Genomic DNA, 18,830 nt, shown 5'->3' with positions numbered 1-18,830 from the left:
CAAGGACGACAAAGCCCAGCGGGCGTGCGGGCCGGCGGTGAGCAGCAGCAGCCGGAGTCGGGCAGGTCACTCGGTGCAGCCCACGTGCGGTGGCCGCAGCGACGGCCGGCTTCACGCACACGGCCCACGTCACGCCGCGGGCGCCCGGATCGCCCGGGGATCCACGACACGGAGCACGGCGTCTCGATCATGGTCCTCCACGCGGAGGCCACCGGGCCGGCCCACGCCGCCCCGCACCGAGCCGCCGGCGTCCTTGCTCTCAGCGTTCTCTCAGGCGTGATCCGCGATGGTTTCGGGGACAGAGCACCGGTGCGTCGATACGTGGTCGAAACGACGTCGGATCGGCGACATGTGAGAGGGGAGCGCTATGGCGCCGTCGGCCGTGTCCGGCCTGGCCGTGAACGTCCTGGACGCGAGTTCGTTGTTGTCCGCGTTCGGGGCGATCGGAATCGCCGTGGTGTTGTTCGCGGAGACCGGTCTGCTGATCGGCTTCTTCCTTCCCGGTGACTCGTTGCTGTTCACCGCCGGTCTGCTGTGTGTGTCGAGCTCCTCCGGGGTCCACCTGACGCTGTGGCAGGTCCTGCTCGCCGCCGTGGCCGGCGCCCTGATCGGCGCGCAGGTCGGGTACGTCCTGGGTCGCCGCGGCGGACGCGCGCTGCTCGCCCGGTACAGGAACAAGCGCCTGCACGAGGGTGTGCAGCGGGCCGAGGAGCTGCTGGCCCGGTACGGACACGCCAAGGCGGTGGTGTTGGCCCGCTTCGTACCGATCGTGCGTACCGTGCTGAACCCGCTCGCCGGCGTGCTGGAGATGCCGGTGCGCACCTTCACGCTGTGGCAGACCCTCGGCGGGGCGGTCTGGGCGATCGGACTGGTCATGGCGGGCTACGGCCTGGGTTCGTCGGTGCCCAACGTGGACACCTACCTGCTGCCGATCGTCGCGCTGGTGGTCCTGGTATCGCTGACTCCCATCGCCCTCGAAGTACTCAAGGCGCGACGGCGGAAGCCGAACACCGTACCTCGGCACGCCGGACACCGGGAGGAATCATGACCGAGTCGGCCCTCTCCGGCTCGTCCGTCGACGGCGGGCTGTACACGCGGGTGACCGAATGGGCCCGGCACGCGCCGGATTTCGTCAACCGGGTGATCGACGACTGGACCGCGTACGGCCTAGTCGTCTTCGCGGCGCTGATGGTGCTCGCGTGGTGGTCGGCGCGCGGGCAGGACACGGTACGGATGGCGCGGGCGCTGAGCGCGCCGCTGGTGGTGTCCCTGGTGTACGTGCTGGACACCGGGCTCAAGAGCCTGGTCCACGAGCAGCGGCCCTGCCAGACCATGGCGAACTCGTTCACCGTCGAGAGCTGCCCTGCTCCCGGCGACTGGTCGTTCCCGAGCAACCATGCGGTGATCGCGGCCGCGGCGGCGACCGTGATCTGGCTGCTGAACCGCGTCCTGGGCATTCTCGCGGCGGTCGCGGCACTGGCGATGGCGGCTTCCCGGGTGTGGGTGGGAGTGCACTATCCGCACGACGTGCTCGTCGGTCTCCTGGTCGGGGTGCTGTTCGCGTGGCCGCTGACCCTGGCGGCGGGTCGGGCCGCGCCCTTGGTGGAGCGAATGCGGGACTCGCGGATGCGTCCGTGGGTCGCCGCCGGGCGATGATCGGGCGCGGCCGCGCCGTGTTGGCGGGCCGGTGGGCGCAGGTACGTGGGTGGTACCGGCGGCACGCGGGCGTGCGCACCCGGTCGGCGCTGGCCGCCGCCGTGGTGGTGGCGCTGGTCCTGGCCGTCGCGATCGCCGCGTTCGTCCTGCTCTACCGGCGGTCCCTGGAACGCACGATCGACGCCGACGCGAGCCGGCAGGCCCGGACGGTCGCCGCGGACCTTGCCCGCACCGGCGTGCCGGAAGGCGAGTTCCCCACCGAGCGAGGTGGGTCGGCTCTGGTCCAGGTGCTGCGTCCGGACGGCACGGTGCTCGCGTGGTCGGGCGCGCTGAGGGGACGGCCGCCGATGTCGGCCGCCCGGCCGGCGGCGGGCCGGCTGGTGAACGAGGGCCGGCGCGGGATCATCGGCCACGAGGACCGATACCGGGTGGCCGCGATCGGCGTGGGCCTGACGGGCGGGACGTACACCGTGGTGGTCGGCGAGTCCCTGGAGCCGATCCGGGACAGCGTCGAGGACGCCGCCGCGCTGTTGATCGTCGGGTATCCGGTGCTCGTGGTCGTGGTCGCCGGCGCCACGTATGCCTTCGTGGGGCGATCGCTCGGACCGGTGGAGGCGATCCGGCGCAAGGTGGCCGGCATCGGCGCGGCCCGACTCGGCGATCGGGTCCCGGTGCCCGAGGCGCGGGACGAGGTGGCCCGGCTCGCCGAGACGATGAACGAGATGCTCGACCGCTTGGAGAAGCAGGTCGACGCGCGGCGCCGGTTCGTCGCGGACGCCGGGCACGAGTTGCGCAGCCCGCTGACCACGCTGCGCACGGGCCTGGAGGTGCTGGGCACGCACCCGCTCGCGGATCGGGACACGGCCGTGGTCGAACTGTTGACCGCGGAGACCGCGCGCCTGGAGCGCCTGGTCGACGACTTGATCCTGCTCGCCCGCGCCGATGAGCGCGAACTGCGACCGCGCTTGGCCGACGTGGATCTGGACGACCTGCTCGAAGCCGAGCGGCACCGGCTCGCCGCCCAGCATCCCGGCCTGGCCGTGACCGCGGCGATCACTCCGGTGCGGATGCGCGGCGACGCCCATCGACTCGGCCGAGTACTGCGCAACCTCGCCGACAACGCCGCCACGCACGCCGAGCAAAGCGTGCGGCTCACCCTGCGCGAAGTCGACGGCAACGCGATCGTCGAGGTGGTCGACGACGGGCCCGGCATCCCGGTCGAGGAGCGGGAGCGGGTGTTCGAGCGGTTCGTCCGATTGGACGAGAGCCGGCGCCGCGATTCGGGCGGCACCGGATTGGGGTTGGCGATCACCCGTGAGGTGGTCACCGCGCATGGGGGGACGGTGGAGGTGTTCGCCTCGGCGCGGGGTGGGGCGCTGTTCCGGGTGGTCCTGCCGGTGGATGCGGGTGACGAGGCCACCGGCCGCTGATTCGCCGGGGGTGGGCGACGGTCGATGCGGGCCGGGCTCGCGAAATGTGCACCGAGCCCTGGGCCCGCGGGGCCTTGGGGAGCCTGCGGAGCCTTTGGCGAGTCCGGCTTCGAGTCAGCAGGTGTTCATCGGCGTGGGGTGCGCATCGTGCGTGTGTCGGAGCTTGTCGACCAGGTTGTCCGCATGTTCGGCGGCCAGGTGCAGCGCGTGCGGTGCGTGCTCAGCGTCGGCCGTGCTGTCGCAGGGGCGCGGATTCGGCTCCTGAGCCGCAGTCGGCGGCAGCATCAAAATGGCCACCACAGCCGCAGCCAGAACCGCCGGCGCGATGAGTCGCATCCGCCCGCCACGCCGAGCACGCGGCGAACTCGAACGGGTGATCACTGCCTTTTCTCTCTCCGACGTCACACACCGGCGGCCCGGTCCGGCCACCCTCACCGGCAGCCAACCACCCGGCGGCTGAGAAGATGCTGAGAAGGCAAACGCCCCGGGGCGACACGGACGCGCGCACCGTTGCCCTGTCTCAGCGTCTTCTTGGGTTCGAGATGATGTGCTCGCTGCACGGTCGGCGGTCCCGGCGGCCGGTGCGCGGGCGGCGGAGGTGTCGGGTGCGGGTGCTGTTGGTGGAAGACGAGGTGCGGTTGGCGGAGACCGTGCGGCTGGGGCTGGTCGACGCGGGCTTCAACGTCGAGGTGGTCCACACGGGGACGGACGGCCTGTGGGCCGCGACCGAGAACACCTACGACGTGATCGTGCTCGACATCATGCTGCCGGGCATGAGCGGCTACCGGGTGTGTGAACGGCTGCGCGCGGCGGGCGTGTGGACCCCGGTACTGATGCTGACCGCGAAGGACGGCGAATACGACCAGGCGGACGCGTTCGACCTCGGGGCGGACGACTACCTCACCAAGCCGTTCAGCTTCGTGGTCCTCATCGCGCGCCTGCGCGCGCTGGTACGCCGAGGAGCGCCGGTGCGACCGGCCGTGCTCGAAGTGGGCGGCCTGACCCTGGACCCCGCGCGCCGCCGCGTCGAAATCGAGGGCGAGGAGGCACAGCTGACCCCACGGGAGTTCGCGCTGCTGGAGTTCCTGATGCGTCGGGCCGGCGACGCGCTGTCGAAGACGGAGATCCTGGCGAACGTGTGGGACGCGCACTACGAGGGGCCCGCGAACGTGGTCGAGGTGTATGTCGGCTACCTCCGGCGCAAGATCGGTGGCGAAGGTCGCGACCCGGGCGCGGGTTCCGCCGGCGCGTCGGGCGCGTCGGGCGCGCCCGGCCGGCGGCCCGTGATCGAGACGGTGCGCGGGGTCGGGTACAGGCTGGTCGTTACCGATTGACGCGCGGTGGCGGCCACGATCGTCCAGGGACAGGCCGATGCCCTGGCCGGTGCCGGTGACGCCCCGGTCGAACAGGCCGGCCGGATCGAGGGTGAACGTTCCCTCGCCGCGGATGTCGACGGCCACCGCGGCACCGAGTCGAGGATCTGCCGAGCCGCGCGTACGTAGATCAACCCGTCGTCGGTGATCCACCGCCGGTGCCACCCCATGCCGGCCAGGATCAGCACCGGAAGGGCCATGGCGAGATGGTCGAGGAACTGTGTCCCGGGGCGGATCGGATCATGGAAGTGCCGCTTGCCCAGGGAGGCTTCCGGCCCTGCGGCGGTATCCGGAAGCGCGTCGGGCGCGAGTGTGGGCGTGGTGGTGCCGGTCGTGTCCTCCTTGCGTTCCGGTGCGGTCGATGATCGCGTGTCCCGTTGCTCCTGTGGCTCTCCGCGCGGTTGCGCGAGCGCCGTCACGATCGAGGCTTCGGGGCGATCGAGAACGTGTGCGAACCGTTGATCCCGGCCGTCGGGTCTGCGGGCATGGTGTCGATGATGTCGCGTCTGAGTACGGTTGATGTCCACGCGACCGTCCCGATCGAGCGGTTCTCGTCGGGGCGAGTCAGCACCCCGCGTGAGCCGAGGAGGAGGCGACTTGGGGTCGCGGACAGCCGAACCTTCGTGCCGAACTCCGTCCCACCTGTGGAGGGTTCGAGCCCAGCACCACGAGCACATCGGGTCGATTCCGGGCTGCATGCGCCCGAATCCGCCGACCGCGCCTCGCGGCCGGAACCGGTACTCGACGTCGCCGACCTGACGGCTGGGCAGGCTTCTCGCGGTGCCGATGCCGATGCCGGTGCGGTCCTGGGTCCGGCAGCCCGGCCCCACTGCGACGACGCACCGCCTGGGTGCCCTGTGCCGCACTGGGGAGTGGGCGGGAACCTCGAGACTACTAATACGAGAGAACTAGCGTTAGTGTGGGCGCCGGGCCGGAAGTGCGTGCCACGCCGTACCCCGAAACTTCGCGAACGCACACGTCTCGAGCGAGGTTGGGCCCTTCGACGCCCGGGATGATCGTGTTCACACCTGGCACACCGATGCACGACAAGACACACGCGGGGCTCAAGGGTGTGGACGGTGCGGTCTCATTCAGTGATTCTTCACGGCTCCCGAGTTCTTCCGAGGGTTCGTCCACGGCTACGACACGCGGCACGCGCCGTGGCTGGATCGACGCTCGGAGCACGCGGATATCCCGGCCCCGGGGCCCGTACTGCCACCAACGCCCGGAGCTGTCCGACCAATCGCACGTTGATCACGGTCACGACTGTCGAAAGGAAGCGCGGATGCGCCAGGACATCGAGTTCGACTCCGACGGCACGACCCTTCGGGGCTGGCTCTACATTCCCGAATCCGGAGCGGCTCCGCACCCCGCGGTCGTGGTGACGCACGGATTGGGCGCGGTAAAAGAGCAGTACACCGACACCATCGCCGAGCATCTGGCGAGTGCCGGCATCGCGGTGATTCTGTACGACCACCCGTCGTTCGGGGCCAGTGACGGACTGCCGCGCCAGGAGGCGGACCCGGCCGCGCAGATACAGGGATACCGAAACGCCATCACCTTCCTGCAGTCCCGATCCGAGATCGACTCGGACCGGATCGGTGTGTTCGGCTCCAGCTTCTCCGGTGGCCATGTCCTGGTCGTCGGTGCCATCGACCGTCGGGTGAAGTGCGTGTACGCGCAGGTCCCGGTCATCAGCGGTGGGACGACCCTGTCCCGATTCATCAACTCCGAGGCCATGCGCGAGATTCGGCGCATGTTCGACCAGGACCGCCTGGCACGCTTCCAAGGCGCGGAGCCCGGTGTCATCCCGCTGATCACCGAGGATCCGACCGCGATGGCCGCGCTGGCGGACCGCGAAACCTGCGCGTGGTACCAGTCCATCGAACCCGAACGCCTCGCCACGTGGCGCAACGAGATCACCGTGCGCTCGATCGAACTGCTGTCGGGATACGAACCGGGGGACTACATCCGGCGCATCTCGCCCACGCCGCTGCTCATGGTCGTCGCACAGCAGGATATTCTCACGCACAGCGACCTCGCGTTCGCGGCGTACGAACGTGCGTTGCACCCCAAGCGGCTCGCCATCCTGCCCGGTGGCCACTTCGTGGTCTACAACGAGCAGTTCGCGGAGTCGCTGAAACTCATGACGTCGTTCTTCGAGGAACACCTCGCGGCAGGACCCGCATCTGTTCCCGCGCAATGGATGGCCGAGAGCGGCAGTCACTCCCGGTAGGTTCGCACCGCCTGACGCCGGCGCCTCGGAGGAATCACGAAAGCCACGCGTTGCGAGGGGCCCACCCGAGAGCGAACGTCTTCTCATCCGCGGAAGGACCGGAAGCCGTACGTGGCCACCGGTATCGGGCCCCTCCCAACCTCGGTGTCCGGGTAGCCGGGACCGGGCGCCGCCCCGATCCCGCGTCCGGCCGACGCGTGAAGTCGGCCGGACGCGCGGACCCAGCCGAAGTCGCCCGCAGATCGACCATCCGGCCCGCCGACGATGGACCGCGATCCGAGCGGCTAGGGTCACACGACCGAGTGGACGGCGGCCGCGGGGGTGGCCACCGTCGAACGCGGGTATCCCGCCCGTGTTCTGCCGGCGAGACCGTTCGACCGTTGTGGGGTCCAGTGTCAGCGAATGAGTCGACGCACACGCCCGGATCCGTGCGCCCCGGTGGACGCACGGCGCGCACCCGTGCCGAGGTATTGAGCGCCGTATTGGCGGAACTCGGTGAGCCCGACCAGGGCGGACTCACCATGGAGAACGTGGCTCGTCGCTCCGGTGTGCACGTGGCCACCATCTATCGGCGTTGGCGCACGGTCGAGGGCTTGATCGTGGATCTTCTGACGTGGATCAGTTTCAACGAGATCCCCTTCCCCGACACCGGATCGCTGGAAGGAGACCTTCGGACACTGTCGCGGTCGATCGTGGCCCTGTACCGGGACGACATCCGTTTCCGCACCATGATCGAGACCATCGTCGCGGGTGCCACCAGGGATTCGGCGGCAGAGCGTGCCTTGCACGACTTCTTCGCCGAGCGCAACGCCGGCGCCGCCGTGATCGTGGAACGTGCGATCGCACGCGGCGAGTTGCCCCCCGAAACCGACGGCATCGAACTCATCGCCGCGCTGGGGGCGCCGATCTACTACCGGATGCTCGTCATACGCCGATCACTCGACACCGCGCTCGCCGACCGCGCCGCGGCCGCCGCCCACGCCGCCGCCCTCGCCGGCGCCTTCGCAATTACCGACCAGACCGGCGCCACGCGCCCTTGGTCAGGCTGACCGCGTGCGTATGACGGCAGGACTGCGACGGTGAGATCGTGTTCGTCGACCACCGTCTCGGCGCTTCGTACGGTTGTGTATACGTGTTCGGGGTCGAGTGGCCGGCCTCCCGCGAAGTGGGCTCACAACCTCACAGCGCTGTAGGGCCGCCTTGCAGGTTCACTCGAAAACGATGAGCCCTTCCATGGCCTGTGGGCCGGAAGTTACGAAGACCCTTCGGGTCGGCGCGCCGTTCTCTGGGAGGCTCGGATCCGTCGTATCTCGGCCCCTTCGGGTCAGGGGCTGGTGCTTTGGCCTGTGGTGGAGGTGTGGTGGATTCGCTGCGCGATGTGCGTTTCGACGATGCGAGCGGCGCGATGATCGCGCTCGTCGGCGGAGTGATCCTCACCGCGCTGCGCACCGACGCAGCCTCGGCCGTCGCTCGAACCGTCAAGAGCCGATCCGACCTTCGCCCTTCGCGAAGGCGCCGAAGGGCACGATGTACCAGGGCTGCACTATCCATCTCTCGAACGCGGGAGAGGGCGCTCCGTCCAGGATCGACTGGGTGCCGAAGAAGGACGCCGTCGTCGCCTGGAAGTAGCCGCCACGGGCGCCACCCTTGCGCCGCCGGCGAAGACGGGACGGCGGGAGGTTCGCCCACGTGTCCGTGTCGAGCCCGGCACGAGCGGCAGGTTCGGCATCCCTATTCCGGGGGGCGCCGGCCGCACCCATTCGAGCCCATCCGCGAACGCACCATCGTGGGACGGCCGACAAGAGACCGACAGACGTCCGTCCCACCCGCCTCGCTCCCGGAACGCTGCGGCGGAGCGAGGCATTCGCGGACCGGGTGACACGGACGACGTCTCGTACGCAGCCGTCGACTGCTCCCGCCGCCTCCCGGCCTGGCCCACCTGCAAATCGAACATCACCCGCTACCGCGGCATCGATCGCGTGGAGGGCGAGTGGATCATGAGGATCTGCGGTCGCGCCGGCGTCAATACCGGCAAGTGGGTTCGGATCGGTGGCGGTTCCGGAACCCATGTCACGTACACCTCCCCCGATCAGGGCACCGTCTCGTGCGCCCAGGCCGAGCCTCCCCGGCGCCTTGTCCCTCAGCGTCGGCCCCCGTGTATGCGTGGGACCGGCCTGGTGTCCGAGGAATGCGGGGGAGGCAGTGGCAGCTGTCCTCGCTCAGTGGCATGCGGTGGGGCAGGTGTTCGTGGTGGGTGGGGGCGGTGAGTCGGTGCGGTTGTAGGTGACTTCCGGGAAGCGGGGCGAGGGGCCGTTCAGGAGTTCGCCTGGGTCGCCGCGCAGGTGGAGGTCGAAGAACGCGCGTGGAAAGGCCCGTTGGAAGGCCAGAGCGCGGGCTGTGGGAATCGTGCCGACCATGTCGATCAGGTCCCCGGGAGGCGTGCCGAGGATCGGGGCCAGCAGCGGGAGTAGTTGCGCGTCGTCGCCGAACGAATGATGCGCGGCGCCGGCCACGGTGAGTTCGAGCCGCCACCCGCGCAGGTTCGACCAGAAGGCGCGCAGCGCCGGATTGCTCGCCATGCCGCCCTTGGACGGCGTGTCCACCACGAGATACGGGCGATCCAGGCCCGCGGTGACGACCGGGCCGAGCGCCGCGCCGTCCAAGCCCGCACCGGCCTTGATGCGCGCATCGGCGAGCATCGCGGACGATGTGGCGGCACCGCCGAGCGAATGGCCGAACATGCCGATCCGGGTCATGTCGACGGCGCCGGCCAGGCCGCCCGGCAGGGGCCGCCGCTCGGCGTCGGGATTGTCGCCGGCGGCGATCGCGGCCAAGCGATCGAGCACGAACGTGGTGTCCGCCGCGCGTACTCGGACCGCCTTGGCGAAGTCGGTGACGCCTGCGGGTGGGCCCACCGCGAGGCGTTTGCCCGGGAATTCCACCACTGCGGCATCGTAGGTGTGGTCGATGGTGACCACCAGGTACCCGTGACTGGCCAGGTCCTCGGCCGTGCCGGTGCCGAACGCGCGGCTGGCGTTGGCGCCGGGCGAGTACAGCACCACCGGCAACGGGCCGCCCGAGCCCCGGTCCACCGGCGCGCCCTCGCGCCCGTGCGTGCGGCCCAACGAGACCCGACGCGGCGAGGCGCCGTTGTCGCGCAAATATCGCTTGGCCGCCGTGGCGGGCAACCAGGGTGCGCGCGGATGCCGATCGGCCTTGATGGTCGGGTACCACAGGCTGATCATCAACTCCCGATTCGCCGCGGTGGGTACCCACGGGTCCGGGCGGGCGTGATCGACCATGTGCAGCGTCACGGTGCCGATCGGGTGCGGACCCGACGGCGCGGGCAGGGTCAGCGTGGGGATCGGCGGGGATGTGGCAGCGGCGGGAGGGACGCCGCCGGCCATGGCGACCAGGGTGCCGATGAGCACGACGAGCGTGGTCGGAAATCGTGTTCGAGTCATGGATGCCACGGTGCCGGCGCAGGGGTTGGCGATCGTCCTGCGCGAGGACCGGTCGCGAGTCGGCCCACCGGTCGTGTTCGGGCTCCTGCGGGCGACGGAGTAGGTCCGTGGGATGACGTTCTCAGGGCGGATCTCGACGACTTCGCGTTTGAATACGGTGGTTCCCGTGAACGATCGAGACCGACGTCCCCTGGTGGTTCGGCGGCTGCAGCCCGGTCACTGGGTGTTTGTCGATGTCGCCCTGGCCTTCGGAATGTCCGCCGTCTGCGTTGGCGTCGACCTCGTCCTGCGCGGGTCGTGGCTCACGGGCACGGTTGCCGTGCTGTTGTGGTCGCCGATCGCGGTCCGCCGCTTGTGGCCGCTTCCGGTCTTGGCGGCGATGCTGGTGGCGACCGTTTGCGCGGCGGCCCTGGCCCTGCCGGAGACCTCCTACGCGATCGGCTTCGCGCTGTTCACCGTCGGGCGCCTGGAGCCGTGTCGACGCGCGGTCGCGGGCCTTTGCGCGGCGGTACCCACGGTCGCGGTGTCCGTGTTCATCGCCGCGGCGGCGCCTTGGTGGCAGCGCGCGATGGAGGCCGGCACCGCAGCCGTGTTCGCGGCGCTGACCTGGGTCTGCGGTCGCGCGCTGCGCGAGACGGGGGAACTGGCCCGACTCACCGCCGCACAGGCGGCGGCGCACGCGGTGACCGAGGAACGGTTGCGGATCGCCCGCGATCTGCACGACGTGGTCGCGCACGGCATGAGTGTGATCACCCTCCGGGCGGCCGTCGCGGCCGTGGTGTGCCAGACCCGCCCGGAGGAGGCCCCTGCGGCACTGCGGCTGATCGAACACACCGGCCGGAGCACGATGGTCGAACTACGCAACCTGCTGGGCGCGCTGCGCACCGGGACCACGACCGATCATCCCGAGACCGAACCCGTGCCCGGGCTGCGCGATCTGCCCCGACTCGCGGCCCGCGCGCAGGTGTTCGTCGACCTGCGCATCCCGCCGGACGTGCGGCTGCCCGAAGGCTTGGAACTGACGGTGTATCGAATCGTCCAGGAGGCCCTGACCAACGTGGCCAAGCACTCCTCGGCCACGTCCTGTCAGGTGACCGTCCGTGCACCGGCCCCGGGCGTCATCGAGGTCGAGGTGCTGGACGCAGGCCCCGGCAAGGTCGCCGTACTCACCGGCGGCGGATACGGCCTGGTCGGTATGGCGGAGCGAGTCCGCACCCACGGTGGCGTCCTGAACGCCGGGCCGCGCCCGGACGGAGGCTTTCGGGTGCGCGCGCGGTTGACCCACGACGGGGCGGTCCCGCGGTGAACGTGTCCCCGATCCGGGTACTGGTCGCAGACGATCAGGAACTGCTGCGGGTGGGCCTGCGGATGCTCATGGAGACCACCGCGGACCTGCGTGTGGTCGCCGAGGTCGCGACCGGCCACGACGCGGTCGAGGCCACTCGACGAACGGGCCCCGACGTGGTGTTGATGGACGTCCGGATGCCCGGCATGGATGGCCTGGAGGCGACCCGGCGGATCTGCGGGGGGCAGAGCACGCGTCACGCCCAACCGCGCACGCGAGACGGTGAACAGCACGCGCGGGGTACCGAGCGGCGACCCCGGGTGCTGATCCTGACGACGTTCGATCTGGACGAGTATGTGTACGCGGCGCTCCGGGCGGGGGCGAGCGGTTTTCTGCTCAAGGACATGCCGCCGCTCGATGTGTTGTCCGCGATTCGGGTGGTCGCCGCCGGCGAGGCGTTGCTCGCACCCACGGTGACCCGGCGGCTGATCGCCGCGTTCGCCGACCGTCTCGCCTTCGACCCGCCACTCGCCCGGGAGTTGACGGGGTTGACCGAACGCGAGCGGGAGGTCCTGGTCCTGATCGCACACGGCCTGAGCAACCCGAGGATCGCGCATCGATTGGACCTGAGCATGTCCACGGTCAAGACGCACGTGCGACGCCTGCTGGCCAAGCTGGAGGTACAGGATCGCACCCAATTGGTCATCATCGCCTACGAGACGGGCCTGATCCCACGCCCGAACGCCGCCCCAGAGCAACGCCCGCTCTGACCGCCGCCTCCGAACCGGCCGCACCCACACGCTCCGCAACCGGATCCGCCCGGCCGACACGACTGTGTGCGCTGTCGGGACGATCGGCCCGGTCGCGTGGCGTCGTCGAACGGTTTCCCCCGCGTGCTCGCGCTCGTCGACGACGGGGGCCGCGGACCGGGCTCGCTGCGCCCGTTCCCGGACATGCCGGCCGCGGGTCCGGTGCGGGCAGGTGTTCCATCGTGCGCCCCGCGCCGTGCCGTCCTTGTCGAGCGGGCGTGTCACTCGATCGGGTCGACCTTCGAGGATACGGACGCGCCCTGCCACGGACCGGCAGGAGGATCGTCCTTGGGCCGGCCTACGGCTCGTCGAAGCGCCGGATCCGTCCCGGTGCGACGTCACCATCACCGCCGGGCCGTCTGTGCCGGGCTCGTACGGAGGACAACCATGATCTCGAAAGCCAAGAAGGCCGTCGGCTCCCTGGCCATGGTGCTCGCCGCGGCCGCGTCCTTCACCGTCGCCGGACCGACCGGTAGCGCCTTCGCCATCGACCACGTCGAATGCGTCGGTGGCGAGAGCTTCCTGAAACTGTGGTCGCACCTCGACGGCCGGGACAGCGTCGACTGCTACGCGAACGCCGGCAGGACCGACTTCGGCGGATGGTGGGTCGACCGGATCTCGACCGGCAACAACGACCTGATCTACTACGACGTCAACGGCGACTCGGTCAGGATCAACAGGTGGACCGACATCACCTTCCCCAACCACCCCCCGCGCGTGAAGTCCATCCAGATCCTCTGAACACCTCGAGCCACCGGGTCGCCGCCGGATGGTGTCGAGGATTGTGCGGTACGTTGCCCCGTCGACTTCCAGCCTGTGGGCAGCGACGTCGCGGTCGGCCTGTGCGCTGGTCGTGAACAGCCACAGGGCGCAGGCCGGTTGGTGCGCCGGGGTCGGGTGGAGTCTCGTCGGGATTCTCGACGGCCACTCGTACGCGGTCCGTCCACGACCGAGCCTGCACCCCCAGCCCCAGGGCGTCCCGGAAGTGCTCGTCGAGCCACTGCATCAGGTCGGCGAAGTCACTGCTGCGCCGGCGGCTCACGGCGGTGGGATCCGAGTTCGACGCGCCGTACCTCCGGCCCAGCCAGGGTTCGGGGGTGCGGCCGGCGATCGCACCGCGCTGCGGCCACCGCGGCGACCCAGGACGTACCCGACCTGCGCGCCGATCAGGGCGACTGGAACCATACCTTCGGGTCGGTCCAAGGCAGGGACTCGATCAACCCGAGCATTCCGTCGAGACCGAGCCGCGCGATGTCGCTTCTTGTGCGTCCTTCGGTGAGGCCGTCGGTGTACAGGGTGGCTGCTCCGCGGTCCGGGAGCGGGGCGACGGCGGCCGGCCACCTGGGGGCCCCGGGTGCGATGCCCAGCGCGATGCCGTGTGCCCGCGGGCAGTTCCCGGCTGCCCTCGTCGGTGGTCGGCAGGGGTTCGTGGTGGGGCCGTGTCAGCTGACGTCGCCGACGACGGCGTTGAGGAAGTCCCCGCCGAGCAGGGCCTGCGTCGTGGCGCCGGGCAGACAGCGGGAGGTCACCGTCACCGTGGATGTGTCCGGCAGCGGTTGGGGCAGCAGGCCACGTACGAGGCGGGCCTCGACCTCCGTGCCCGCGCGACCGCCTGCGGCATGGCGGACGGGTCGGGATCCTGGGGCGGTTCGGCGGCGAGGGTGAAGGTGATGCGCGCGCCGTCGTGGTGATGCGGGTCGACGGCGATCGTGCCGCCGTGGAACTCGACGATCTTCTTGCACATCGCGAGGCCGATGTCGCTGCCGGGGTAGCCGCCTTGCCCTCGGCGGCGCGTTCCGAGGCGAGAGGGGGGTGCTCCGGGTGGGGAGGCGGCGATGGGCGGGCGATGCGATCCTGCCATCCCGCGACGGCCTCGCGCACCCTCTGCAAGTCGTCCGCGCCGGTGGCGTCGTCGCGCAGCAGTCTCGTCAGTTCTCGGGCGTCGGCTTCCTGTTGCACGAGCCCTTGTTCCCAGGGGCCCGTGGAGTCCGGGGAGCCGGTGAGTCCGTATCCGCGGATTCCGGTCTCCTGGTTGAGAATGGCCGATTCCAGATGCAACGCGACGGACACCGCGGGGGATCGCACGTCCGCGAGCTCGTTGCTGAGCGTCGCGGTCCGCCCCAGGACCCATGCTGCCGCCGCCCCGAGCAGGGTCAGGATCGTCAGCGACACGGCCACCCCCACGCGTAGCCATCGCCGGGTCGTCCAGGCGCGAGCCCGCGGGCGGACGGTTGCTCGTGCTCGTGCTCGCGGGCCGGAGGCGGGCAACTGGGCGAGGATGTCGGAACGGGAGGACAGGGGACGGAGCGGCGCCAGTCGTGAAAATGGCGCACTACAGTAGCGATCCGCGTCTGTGGGGTCGTCGGCCATCCGGGGATACTGGCCGCCATGGATGAGGTCGAGGTCGTCGTCGCCCATTCGGAGCGTGCGACCCTGCGCGTCGGCGATGTGTTCCTGAAGGTGGACGCCGATCAGGCCCGCATCGACGTCGAGGTCGAGGCGATGGCCCTGGCACCGGTCCCCACCCCGAAGGTCCTGTGGCGCAAGCCGCCCGTGCTCGCGATCGCCGCGCTGCCGGGGACGACGCTCGGGCGCCTGGGAGGGCCGTCGACCGGGTCGCCGAGGGCGTGGGCCGCCGCGGGCGCCGCGATCCGGAGGCTGCACGACGCGCCGGTGCCGTCCCGGCCGGGCCGCGCCGGCCGAAGCATCGTCGCGCTGGAGGCGGAACTCGACGACGAATGCGAGTCGCTCGTGACGAACGGCGTGCTGCCCGCCGACCTGGTCACCCGCAACCGCCGGGTCGCCGAGGCCGCACTCAGGCCGTGGACCCCGGCGTTCACGCACGGCGACCTGCAGATCGCGCACGTCTTCGTCGACGGCGACGAGGTCACGGGCATCATCGACTGGTCCGAGGCGGGCCGGGGTGATGCCCTGTACGACCTCGCCACCTTCACGCTCGGACACGAGGAGCACCTCGACGACGTCATCGCCGGCTACGGCACGGACATCGACCTCGACATGATCCACGCATGGTGGTCGTTGCGAAGCCTGCTGGCGGTTCGCTGGCTGATCGAGCACGGCTTCGACCCCTTCTCACCGGGCTGTGAGGTCGACGTGCTGAAATCCCGGATGTGAGGCTGCGGCCCTACCCCACTGCGATGACCCACGCTCGCGAGAAATCTCGTCCACGAGCCTTGCCTGATGGGCTCGCACGTTGGTGTGTCGCGTATTCGGTGGGAGTCCGGTTGCTGGCCGGCTCGTCCTCGCCGGAGTGCGCGCCCTCGACCCGGGCGAGCGTGCGTACGTCGACCGGCACGCCGTCGCCGAGCTGCCCGCGGCTCGACTCGCCGACCCGACGAACCTGGTCGACGCAACCGCCGCGACCGGCGCCGACCACGTGCACATCCACATCGACCTCGACGTGCTCGACCCCGCCGTGTTCTCTTCGGTCGGCACGCTCGAACCGGGCGGCCTGACCCCGCAGACCCTGCTCGCCGCCGTCACCTGCCGTGCGCACCCGGTCGGCCGCCATGCCGCCCGGAACGAAAGGCAGTTCCGGGCGTTCATGCCACCGGTCTCGACGAACGTCTCCCCGGTGAACGCAACGTCGACCACCACCTGTTTCGCGGGGACGGCGCCACGGTGCCCGACATTGCCCGAAGGCTCGGCCTGCAACGCCAGGGCATCCAGCGCATCGCCGACGAACTCGCCGCGGCGGGACTCGGCAGGTACGCGGACAATCCACGGCACCGCGTGTCCAAGCTGTTCTGCCCCACCGACGACGGACGGGCAGTGCTCGCGGAGATGCACCGGACGCATGCGGCGTGGCTGGACCTTCTGATCACCCGAAGCCCGGAGATCGACCGGGAGCGCCTGCACGGCGAACTCGAACTGCTCGTACAAACGCTGAAGTCGCTTGACGGAACCGCCCCTTGAAGCGAGGAGCGGGCCTCCCTGCGCATAACCCGGCCCCTCCCGTCGGCGTCCTTCCTGCGGCGGTTGTGCAGCCGGGCGAGGGGAAGGCGGGCGAAGTGCCTGGGGGAGGTCACGGGCCGGTCGTCCTCGGCTCGACCCTGGGTGATGTAGCGGCAGAGGAGGTTGAAGCTGCCGGTGCAACCGGGTTCCTTGATCTCGCGGAAGAACTGGGGCACGGGCACGGCCGGGGCGACTGCGCGGCGTGTACGCAGGCGGTCCCGGTAGGGGTCCACCACCGTCGGCCGGTGGCGCGGCGTGTGGAGCGTTTGACGGTGTTCAGGACGGTTGCCACCGACGTACCCGTGCGCCACGGTGCCCGCGGCAACCTGTACATGGCGACCTGCTGCGACTGGATGACGCCGATGTAGCGGGCGCATTCGGCGGCACTGCCTGGGCAGTCATGCTCGGTGGCGCGAGGAAAGGGGTCGGTGTGGAGAGGGAGCGGAGTGCGGCGCGCGGGGCTTCGGGGCCGGGGTGTGCTGGAACGGATCGCCGCTCGTCGTGCCGAACTGAACGTCTTGGCAGAACAGTTGGTGAAGCAGTGGGCCGAGTGGGACGAGTTGGTGTGGCCGAGCGTGTCGTACAGCGGATCAGCGGGCGGATCTACGCGGCACAAGTCCGGTCTCGTAGGCGATGATCGCCAGGTGGACGCGGTCTCGGGCCGCGAGCTTGGCGAACAGACGCGCGACATGGGTCTTCGCCGTCGCCGCGCTGATCACCAACCGCTCGGCTATCTCGGTGTTCGACAGTCCCTGTCCGACCAGTGCCAGCACCTCGCGCTCCCGGTCGGTGATCCCCGCGATGAGACGCGAGTCCGTGGCGGGCTCGGCGTCCGGTTCGGGGGCCGCCGGGCCGGACGTTCCGGCGAAGTCCGCGATCAGCCGCCGGGTCACGCTCGGCGCGATCAACGCGTCGCCGGCCGCCACCACGCGGATCGCGTCCAGGATCGCGTCCAAGGCCATGCTCTTGAGCAGGAATCCGCCGGCCCCGGCACGCAGTGCGCCGTAGACGTACTCGTCGTCGTCGAACGTCGTCAGCACCAGCACCTTGGGCGGGTCCGGCTCGGCGGTCGCCTGCCGGGTCGCCTCGATCCCGTCCATGCCCGGCATCCGGATGTCCATCACCACGACGTCCGGCCGCAGCTCACGCACCAGGCGCACCGCCTCGCGGCCGTCGCCGGCCTGTCCGACCACCTCCAGGTCGTCGGTGTCGCCGATCAGGATCCCGAGCCCGACCAGCATCAGCGGCTGGTCGTCGACCAGCAGCACTCGCACGCTCATGCCGGAAGCCTCGCCGCGACCCGGAATCCGCCCTCCGGACGCCGGCCGGCGCTGAACTGGCCGGACAGCAACGTCACTCGCTCGCGCATACCGAGCAGGCCGAAGCCGCTCCCACCGGTCGCGGAGTGCCTCGGACGGCCCGGCCCGCCGAGACCGTCGTCCCCGTCGTCAACCACCTCTATGCTCACTCCTTCCGGCTCGTAACCGACCGCGACCCGGCACATCCGCGCGCCGGAATGCCGCACCACGTTCGTCACCGACTCCTGGATGATCCGGAACGCCGACAGTTCGATCTCCTGCGGCAGTGGACGCTTCTCGCCCCGCCAGGTCACGTGGACCCGCACTCCGGCGTGGGCCGTGCGTTCGGCCAGCTGCGGGACGTCGGCCAGGCTGCCGGCCGGCGCCAGCGGGGCGGCCTGCGGCATGGCGTCGTCCGGCTCGGCGCGCCGTAGCGCCCCGAGCATGCGCTGCAGCCCGAGCAGCGTCTCCCGGCTGGTGGTTTCGATGCCGATCAGCGCCTGCCGCGTCTGCTCGGGCTTGGTCTCCACGACCCGCGCCGCCGCTCCCGACAGCACCGTGATGATCCCGATGCTGTGCGCGACGCTGTCGTGCAGTTCACGGGCGATCCGCAGCCGCTCGGCCATGACGGCGTGGGCCGCGGTCTGTTCGTCCAGGACTCCGAGGTATTCACGGCGTTTGCGATACACGCCCCCGAAGACCCACGCGACCGTGAACCACAACGCGAGCCACCCGGCCCACTGGAGCGCGTCGCCGACGGACTGCCCGCTGATGGGGAGGTCGTTGACGAACGCGGCCACGACGCCCGCGACGGAGCCGATGGCGGCAGCCTTCGGCCGCCGGGCGGCGATGTACCCGTTCAAGGCGACGAGCAGGATGAACACGGCCAAGGGCCGCGCGCCGAAGATGTCGCCGAGGGCCGACTCGCCCAGGACCGCCGCGAAGACGGCCACCGGCATACGGCGCACCAGCAGGACGGGGAGGGCGAGCACGACGCAGAGACCCGTCGTCTCGTAGCGCCCGAGGTCGGGGAATCGGAACAGGCCGTCGTCAGGGCTCGGCGTCGTCAAGGCGAGCATCAGCATGTAGATGCCGGCAATCGCCAGCACCACGCCCTGCGACATCAGCCAGGTCACGCGCTTCGATGTCGACAGACGCCGGAGAAGCTCTTCCACGCGGAGATCATATTCAGCGGCGCCGGCTCCGCGCGTCGCCCCGGGGATGTACGCGGGTACACCGCCGGGCCGATGACCTCGGGAGAGGTGACATCCGTCGGCCGACGCGAGGCGTCCCGGTCCGTTCCT

General features: G+C 70.4%; 17 protein-coding genes and 2 pseudogenes. 13 read left to right on the top strand and 6 right to left on the bottom strand.

What is annotated here, in order from left to right; genetic code table 11:
- The first annotated feature begins 367 nt into the window (after positions 1 to 367).
- The 3 genes from ACH4XV_RS43450 to ACH4XV_RS43440 are packed head-to-tail and all read left to right on the top strand — an operon-like array spanning position 368 to position 3,086.
- Positions 368 to 1,048, top strand: a complete 681-nt coding sequence (locus tag ACH4XV_RS43450; protein ID WP_395799247.1) for a DedA family protein — start codon at positions 368 to 370, stop codon at positions 1,046 to 1,048.
- Positions 1,045 to 1,656, top strand: a complete 612-nt coding sequence (locus ACH4XV_RS43445; RefSeq protein WP_395799245.1) for a phosphatase PAP2 family protein — start codon at positions 1,045 to 1,047, stop codon at positions 1,654 to 1,656. Before ACH4XV_RS43450 ends, ACH4XV_RS43445 begins: the two co-directional genes overlap by 4 nt.
- Positions 1,635 to 3,086 carry a sensor histidine kinase gene (locus tag ACH4XV_RS43440; RefSeq protein ID WP_395799243.1) on the top strand — a complete coding sequence of 484 codons (1,452 nt, stop codon included), beginning with the start codon at positions 1,635 to 1,637 and terminating at the stop codon, positions 3,084 to 3,086. The genes ACH4XV_RS43445 and ACH4XV_RS43440 overlap by 22 nt, the downstream gene beginning before the upstream one ends.
- A gap of 114 nt (positions 3,087 to 3,200) precedes the next feature.
- On the opposite strand, the gene ACH4XV_RS43435 is transcribed toward ACH4XV_RS43440, so the two are convergent.
- Entirely contained in the window at positions 3,201 to 3,422 is a 222-nt protein-coding gene (locus tag ACH4XV_RS43435; protein WP_395799241.1) for a hypothetical protein, read from the bottom strand.
- Between the two features lie 269 nt (positions 3,423 to 3,691).
- Here ACH4XV_RS43435 and ACH4XV_RS43430 point away from each other — a divergent pair, with 269 nt between their 5' ends.
- The 4 genes from ACH4XV_RS43430 (at position 3,692) to ACH4XV_RS43415 (ending at position 7,744) form a co-directional block, all read left to right on the top strand.
- Entirely contained in the window at positions 3,692 to 4,420 is a 729-nt protein-coding gene (locus ACH4XV_RS43430; protein WP_395799239.1) for a response regulator transcription factor, read from the top strand.
- Between the two features lie 6 nt (positions 4,421 to 4,426).
- Complete coding sequence (locus ACH4XV_RS43425) at positions 4,427 to 4,588, top strand: hypothetical protein (protein ID WP_395799237.1); 162 nt, start codon at positions 4,427 to 4,429, stop codon at positions 4,586 to 4,588.
- A 1,156-nt stretch (positions 4,589 to 5,744) separates the two neighbouring features.
- A complete protein-coding gene (locus ACH4XV_RS43420; protein WP_395799235.1) occupies positions 5,745 to 6,695 on the top strand; it encodes an alpha/beta hydrolase in 951 nt (316 codons plus the stop codon).
- A 554-nt stretch (positions 6,696 to 7,249) separates the two neighbouring features.
- Positions 7,250 to 7,744 (top strand): TetR-like C-terminal domain-containing protein, encoded by a 495-nt coding sequence (locus tag ACH4XV_RS43415; protein ID WP_395799233.1) that lies wholly within the window; start codon positions 7,250 to 7,252, stop codon positions 7,742 to 7,744.
- Positions 7,745 to 8,914: 1,170 nt separating this feature from the next.
- On the opposite strand, the gene ACH4XV_RS43410 is transcribed toward ACH4XV_RS43415, so the two are convergent.
- Positions 8,915 to 10,159 (bottom strand): alpha/beta hydrolase family protein, encoded by a 1,245-nt coding sequence (locus ACH4XV_RS43410; RefSeq protein ID WP_395799231.1) that lies wholly within the window; start codon positions 10,157 to 10,159, stop codon positions 8,915 to 8,917.
- Between the two features lie 166 nt (positions 10,160 to 10,325).
- Here ACH4XV_RS43410 and ACH4XV_RS43405 point away from each other — a divergent pair, with 166 nt between their 5' ends.
- From ACH4XV_RS43405 to ACH4XV_RS43395, 3 genes are all read left to right on the top strand, one after another.
- Positions 10,326 to 11,465, top strand: a complete 1,140-nt coding sequence (locus ACH4XV_RS43405) for a sensor histidine kinase (protein ID WP_395799229.1) — start codon at positions 10,326 to 10,328, stop codon at positions 11,463 to 11,465.
- Positions 11,462 to 12,214, top strand: a complete 753-nt coding sequence (locus ACH4XV_RS43400; protein ID WP_395799227.1) for a response regulator — start codon at positions 11,462 to 11,464, stop codon at positions 12,212 to 12,214. The genes ACH4XV_RS43405 and ACH4XV_RS43400 overlap by 4 nt, the downstream gene beginning before the upstream one ends.
- A gap of 426 nt (positions 12,215 to 12,640) precedes the next feature.
- Complete coding sequence (locus tag ACH4XV_RS43395) at positions 12,641 to 12,994, top strand: beta/gamma crystallin domain-containing protein (RefSeq protein WP_395799225.1); 354 nt, start codon at positions 12,641 to 12,643, stop codon at positions 12,992 to 12,994.
- Between the two features lie 790 nt (positions 12,995 to 13,784).
- Here ACH4XV_RS43395 and ACH4XV_RS43390 read toward each other — a convergent pair.
- Together ACH4XV_RS43390 and ACH4XV_RS43385 are read right to left on the bottom strand one after the other, a co-directional pair.
- A complete protein-coding gene (locus ACH4XV_RS43390) occupies positions 13,785 to 14,114 on the bottom strand; it encodes an ATP-binding protein (protein ID WP_395799223.1) in 330 nt (109 codons plus the stop codon).
- Positions 14,105 to 14,623: pseudogene (locus ACH4XV_RS43385) on the bottom strand (CHASE3 domain-containing protein); the annotation flags it as partial. The pseudogene ACH4XV_RS43385 and the gene ACH4XV_RS43390, both read right to left, overlap by 10 nt.
- An 18-nt stretch (positions 14,624 to 14,641) precedes the next feature.
- Between ACH4XV_RS43385 and ACH4XV_RS43380 the strand changes: the two are divergent.
- The 3 genes and pseudogenes from ACH4XV_RS43380 to ACH4XV_RS43370 all read left to right on the top strand — a co-directional run bounded on the left by ACH4XV_RS43380 (position 14,642) and on the right by ACH4XV_RS43370 (position 16,189).
- Entirely contained in the window at positions 14,642 to 15,388 is a 747-nt protein-coding gene (locus tag ACH4XV_RS43380) for a phosphotransferase family protein (protein ID WP_395799221.1), read from the top strand.
- Positions 15,389 to 15,470: 82 nt separating this feature from the next.
- Positions 15,471 to 15,698 (top strand): annotated as a pseudogene (locus tag ACH4XV_RS43375) (arginase family protein); the annotation flags it as partial.
- A gap of 59 nt (positions 15,699 to 15,757) precedes the next feature.
- Positions 15,758 to 16,189, top strand: coding sequence for a MarR family winged helix-turn-helix transcriptional regulator (locus ACH4XV_RS43370; protein ID WP_395799279.1), 432 nt, complete (start codon positions 15,758 to 15,760; stop codon positions 16,187 to 16,189).
- A 629-nt stretch (positions 16,190 to 16,818) separates the two neighbouring features.
- Here ACH4XV_RS43370 and ACH4XV_RS43365 read toward each other — a convergent pair.
- A complete protein-coding gene (locus ACH4XV_RS43365; protein ID WP_395799219.1) occupies positions 16,819 to 17,508 on the bottom strand; it encodes a response regulator in 690 nt (229 codons plus the stop codon).
- On the bottom strand, positions 17,505 to 18,701 hold the full coding sequence (locus tag ACH4XV_RS43360) for a sensor histidine kinase (RefSeq protein ID WP_395799217.1): 1,197 nt from the start codon (positions 18,699 to 18,701) through the stop codon (positions 17,505 to 17,507). The genes ACH4XV_RS43365 and ACH4XV_RS43360 overlap by 4 nt, the downstream gene beginning before the upstream one ends.
- Positions 18,702 to 18,830: the final 129 nt, after the last annotated feature.

This window comes from Embleya sp. NPDC020630, assembly GCF_044334985.1.
Classification (GTDB): domain Bacteria; phylum Actinomycetota; class Actinomycetes; order Streptomycetales; family Streptomycetaceae; genus Embleya.
Note: the sequence above shows the minus strand (reverse complement) of the source record. Positions and strands in the feature narration are given on the sequence as shown.

What these genes read in the sequence shown, in the direction of transcription:
- ACH4XV_RS43450 (WP_395799247.1), top strand. Translation starts at nt 368, where the DNA reads ATGGCGCCGTCGGCCGTGTCCGGCCTGGCCGTGAACGTCCTGGACGCG.
- ACH4XV_RS43445 (WP_395799245.1), top strand. Translation starts at nt 1,045, where the DNA reads ATGACCGAGTCGGCCCTCTCCGGCTCGTCCGTCGACGGCGGGCTGTAC.
- ACH4XV_RS43435 (WP_395799241.1), bottom strand. Translation starts at nt 3,422, where the DNA reads ATGCGACTCATCGCGCCGGCGGTTCTGGCTGCGGCTGTGGTGGCCATT.
- ACH4XV_RS43420 (WP_395799235.1), top strand. Translation starts at nt 5,745, where the DNA reads ATGCGCCAGGACATCGAGTTCGACTCCGACGGCACGACCCTTCGGGGC.
- ACH4XV_RS43410 (WP_395799231.1), bottom strand. Translation starts at nt 10,159, where the DNA reads ATGACTCGAACACGATTTCCGACCACGCTCGTCGTGCTCATCGGCACC.
- ACH4XV_RS43395 (WP_395799225.1), top strand. Translation starts at nt 12,641, where the DNA reads ATGATCTCGAAAGCCAAGAAGGCCGTCGGCTCCCTGGCCATGGTGCTC.
- ACH4XV_RS43390 (WP_395799223.1), bottom strand. Translation starts at nt 14,114, where the DNA reads ATGGCAGGATCGCATCGCCCGCCCATCGCCGCCTCCCCACCCGGAGCA.
- ACH4XV_RS43380 (WP_395799221.1), top strand. Translation starts at nt 14,642, where the DNA reads ATGGATGAGGTCGAGGTCGTCGTCGCCCATTCGGAGCGTGCGACCCTG.
- ACH4XV_RS43365 (WP_395799219.1), bottom strand. Translation starts at nt 17,508, where the DNA reads ATGAGCGTGCGAGTGCTGCTGGTCGACGACCAGCCGCTGATGCTGGTC.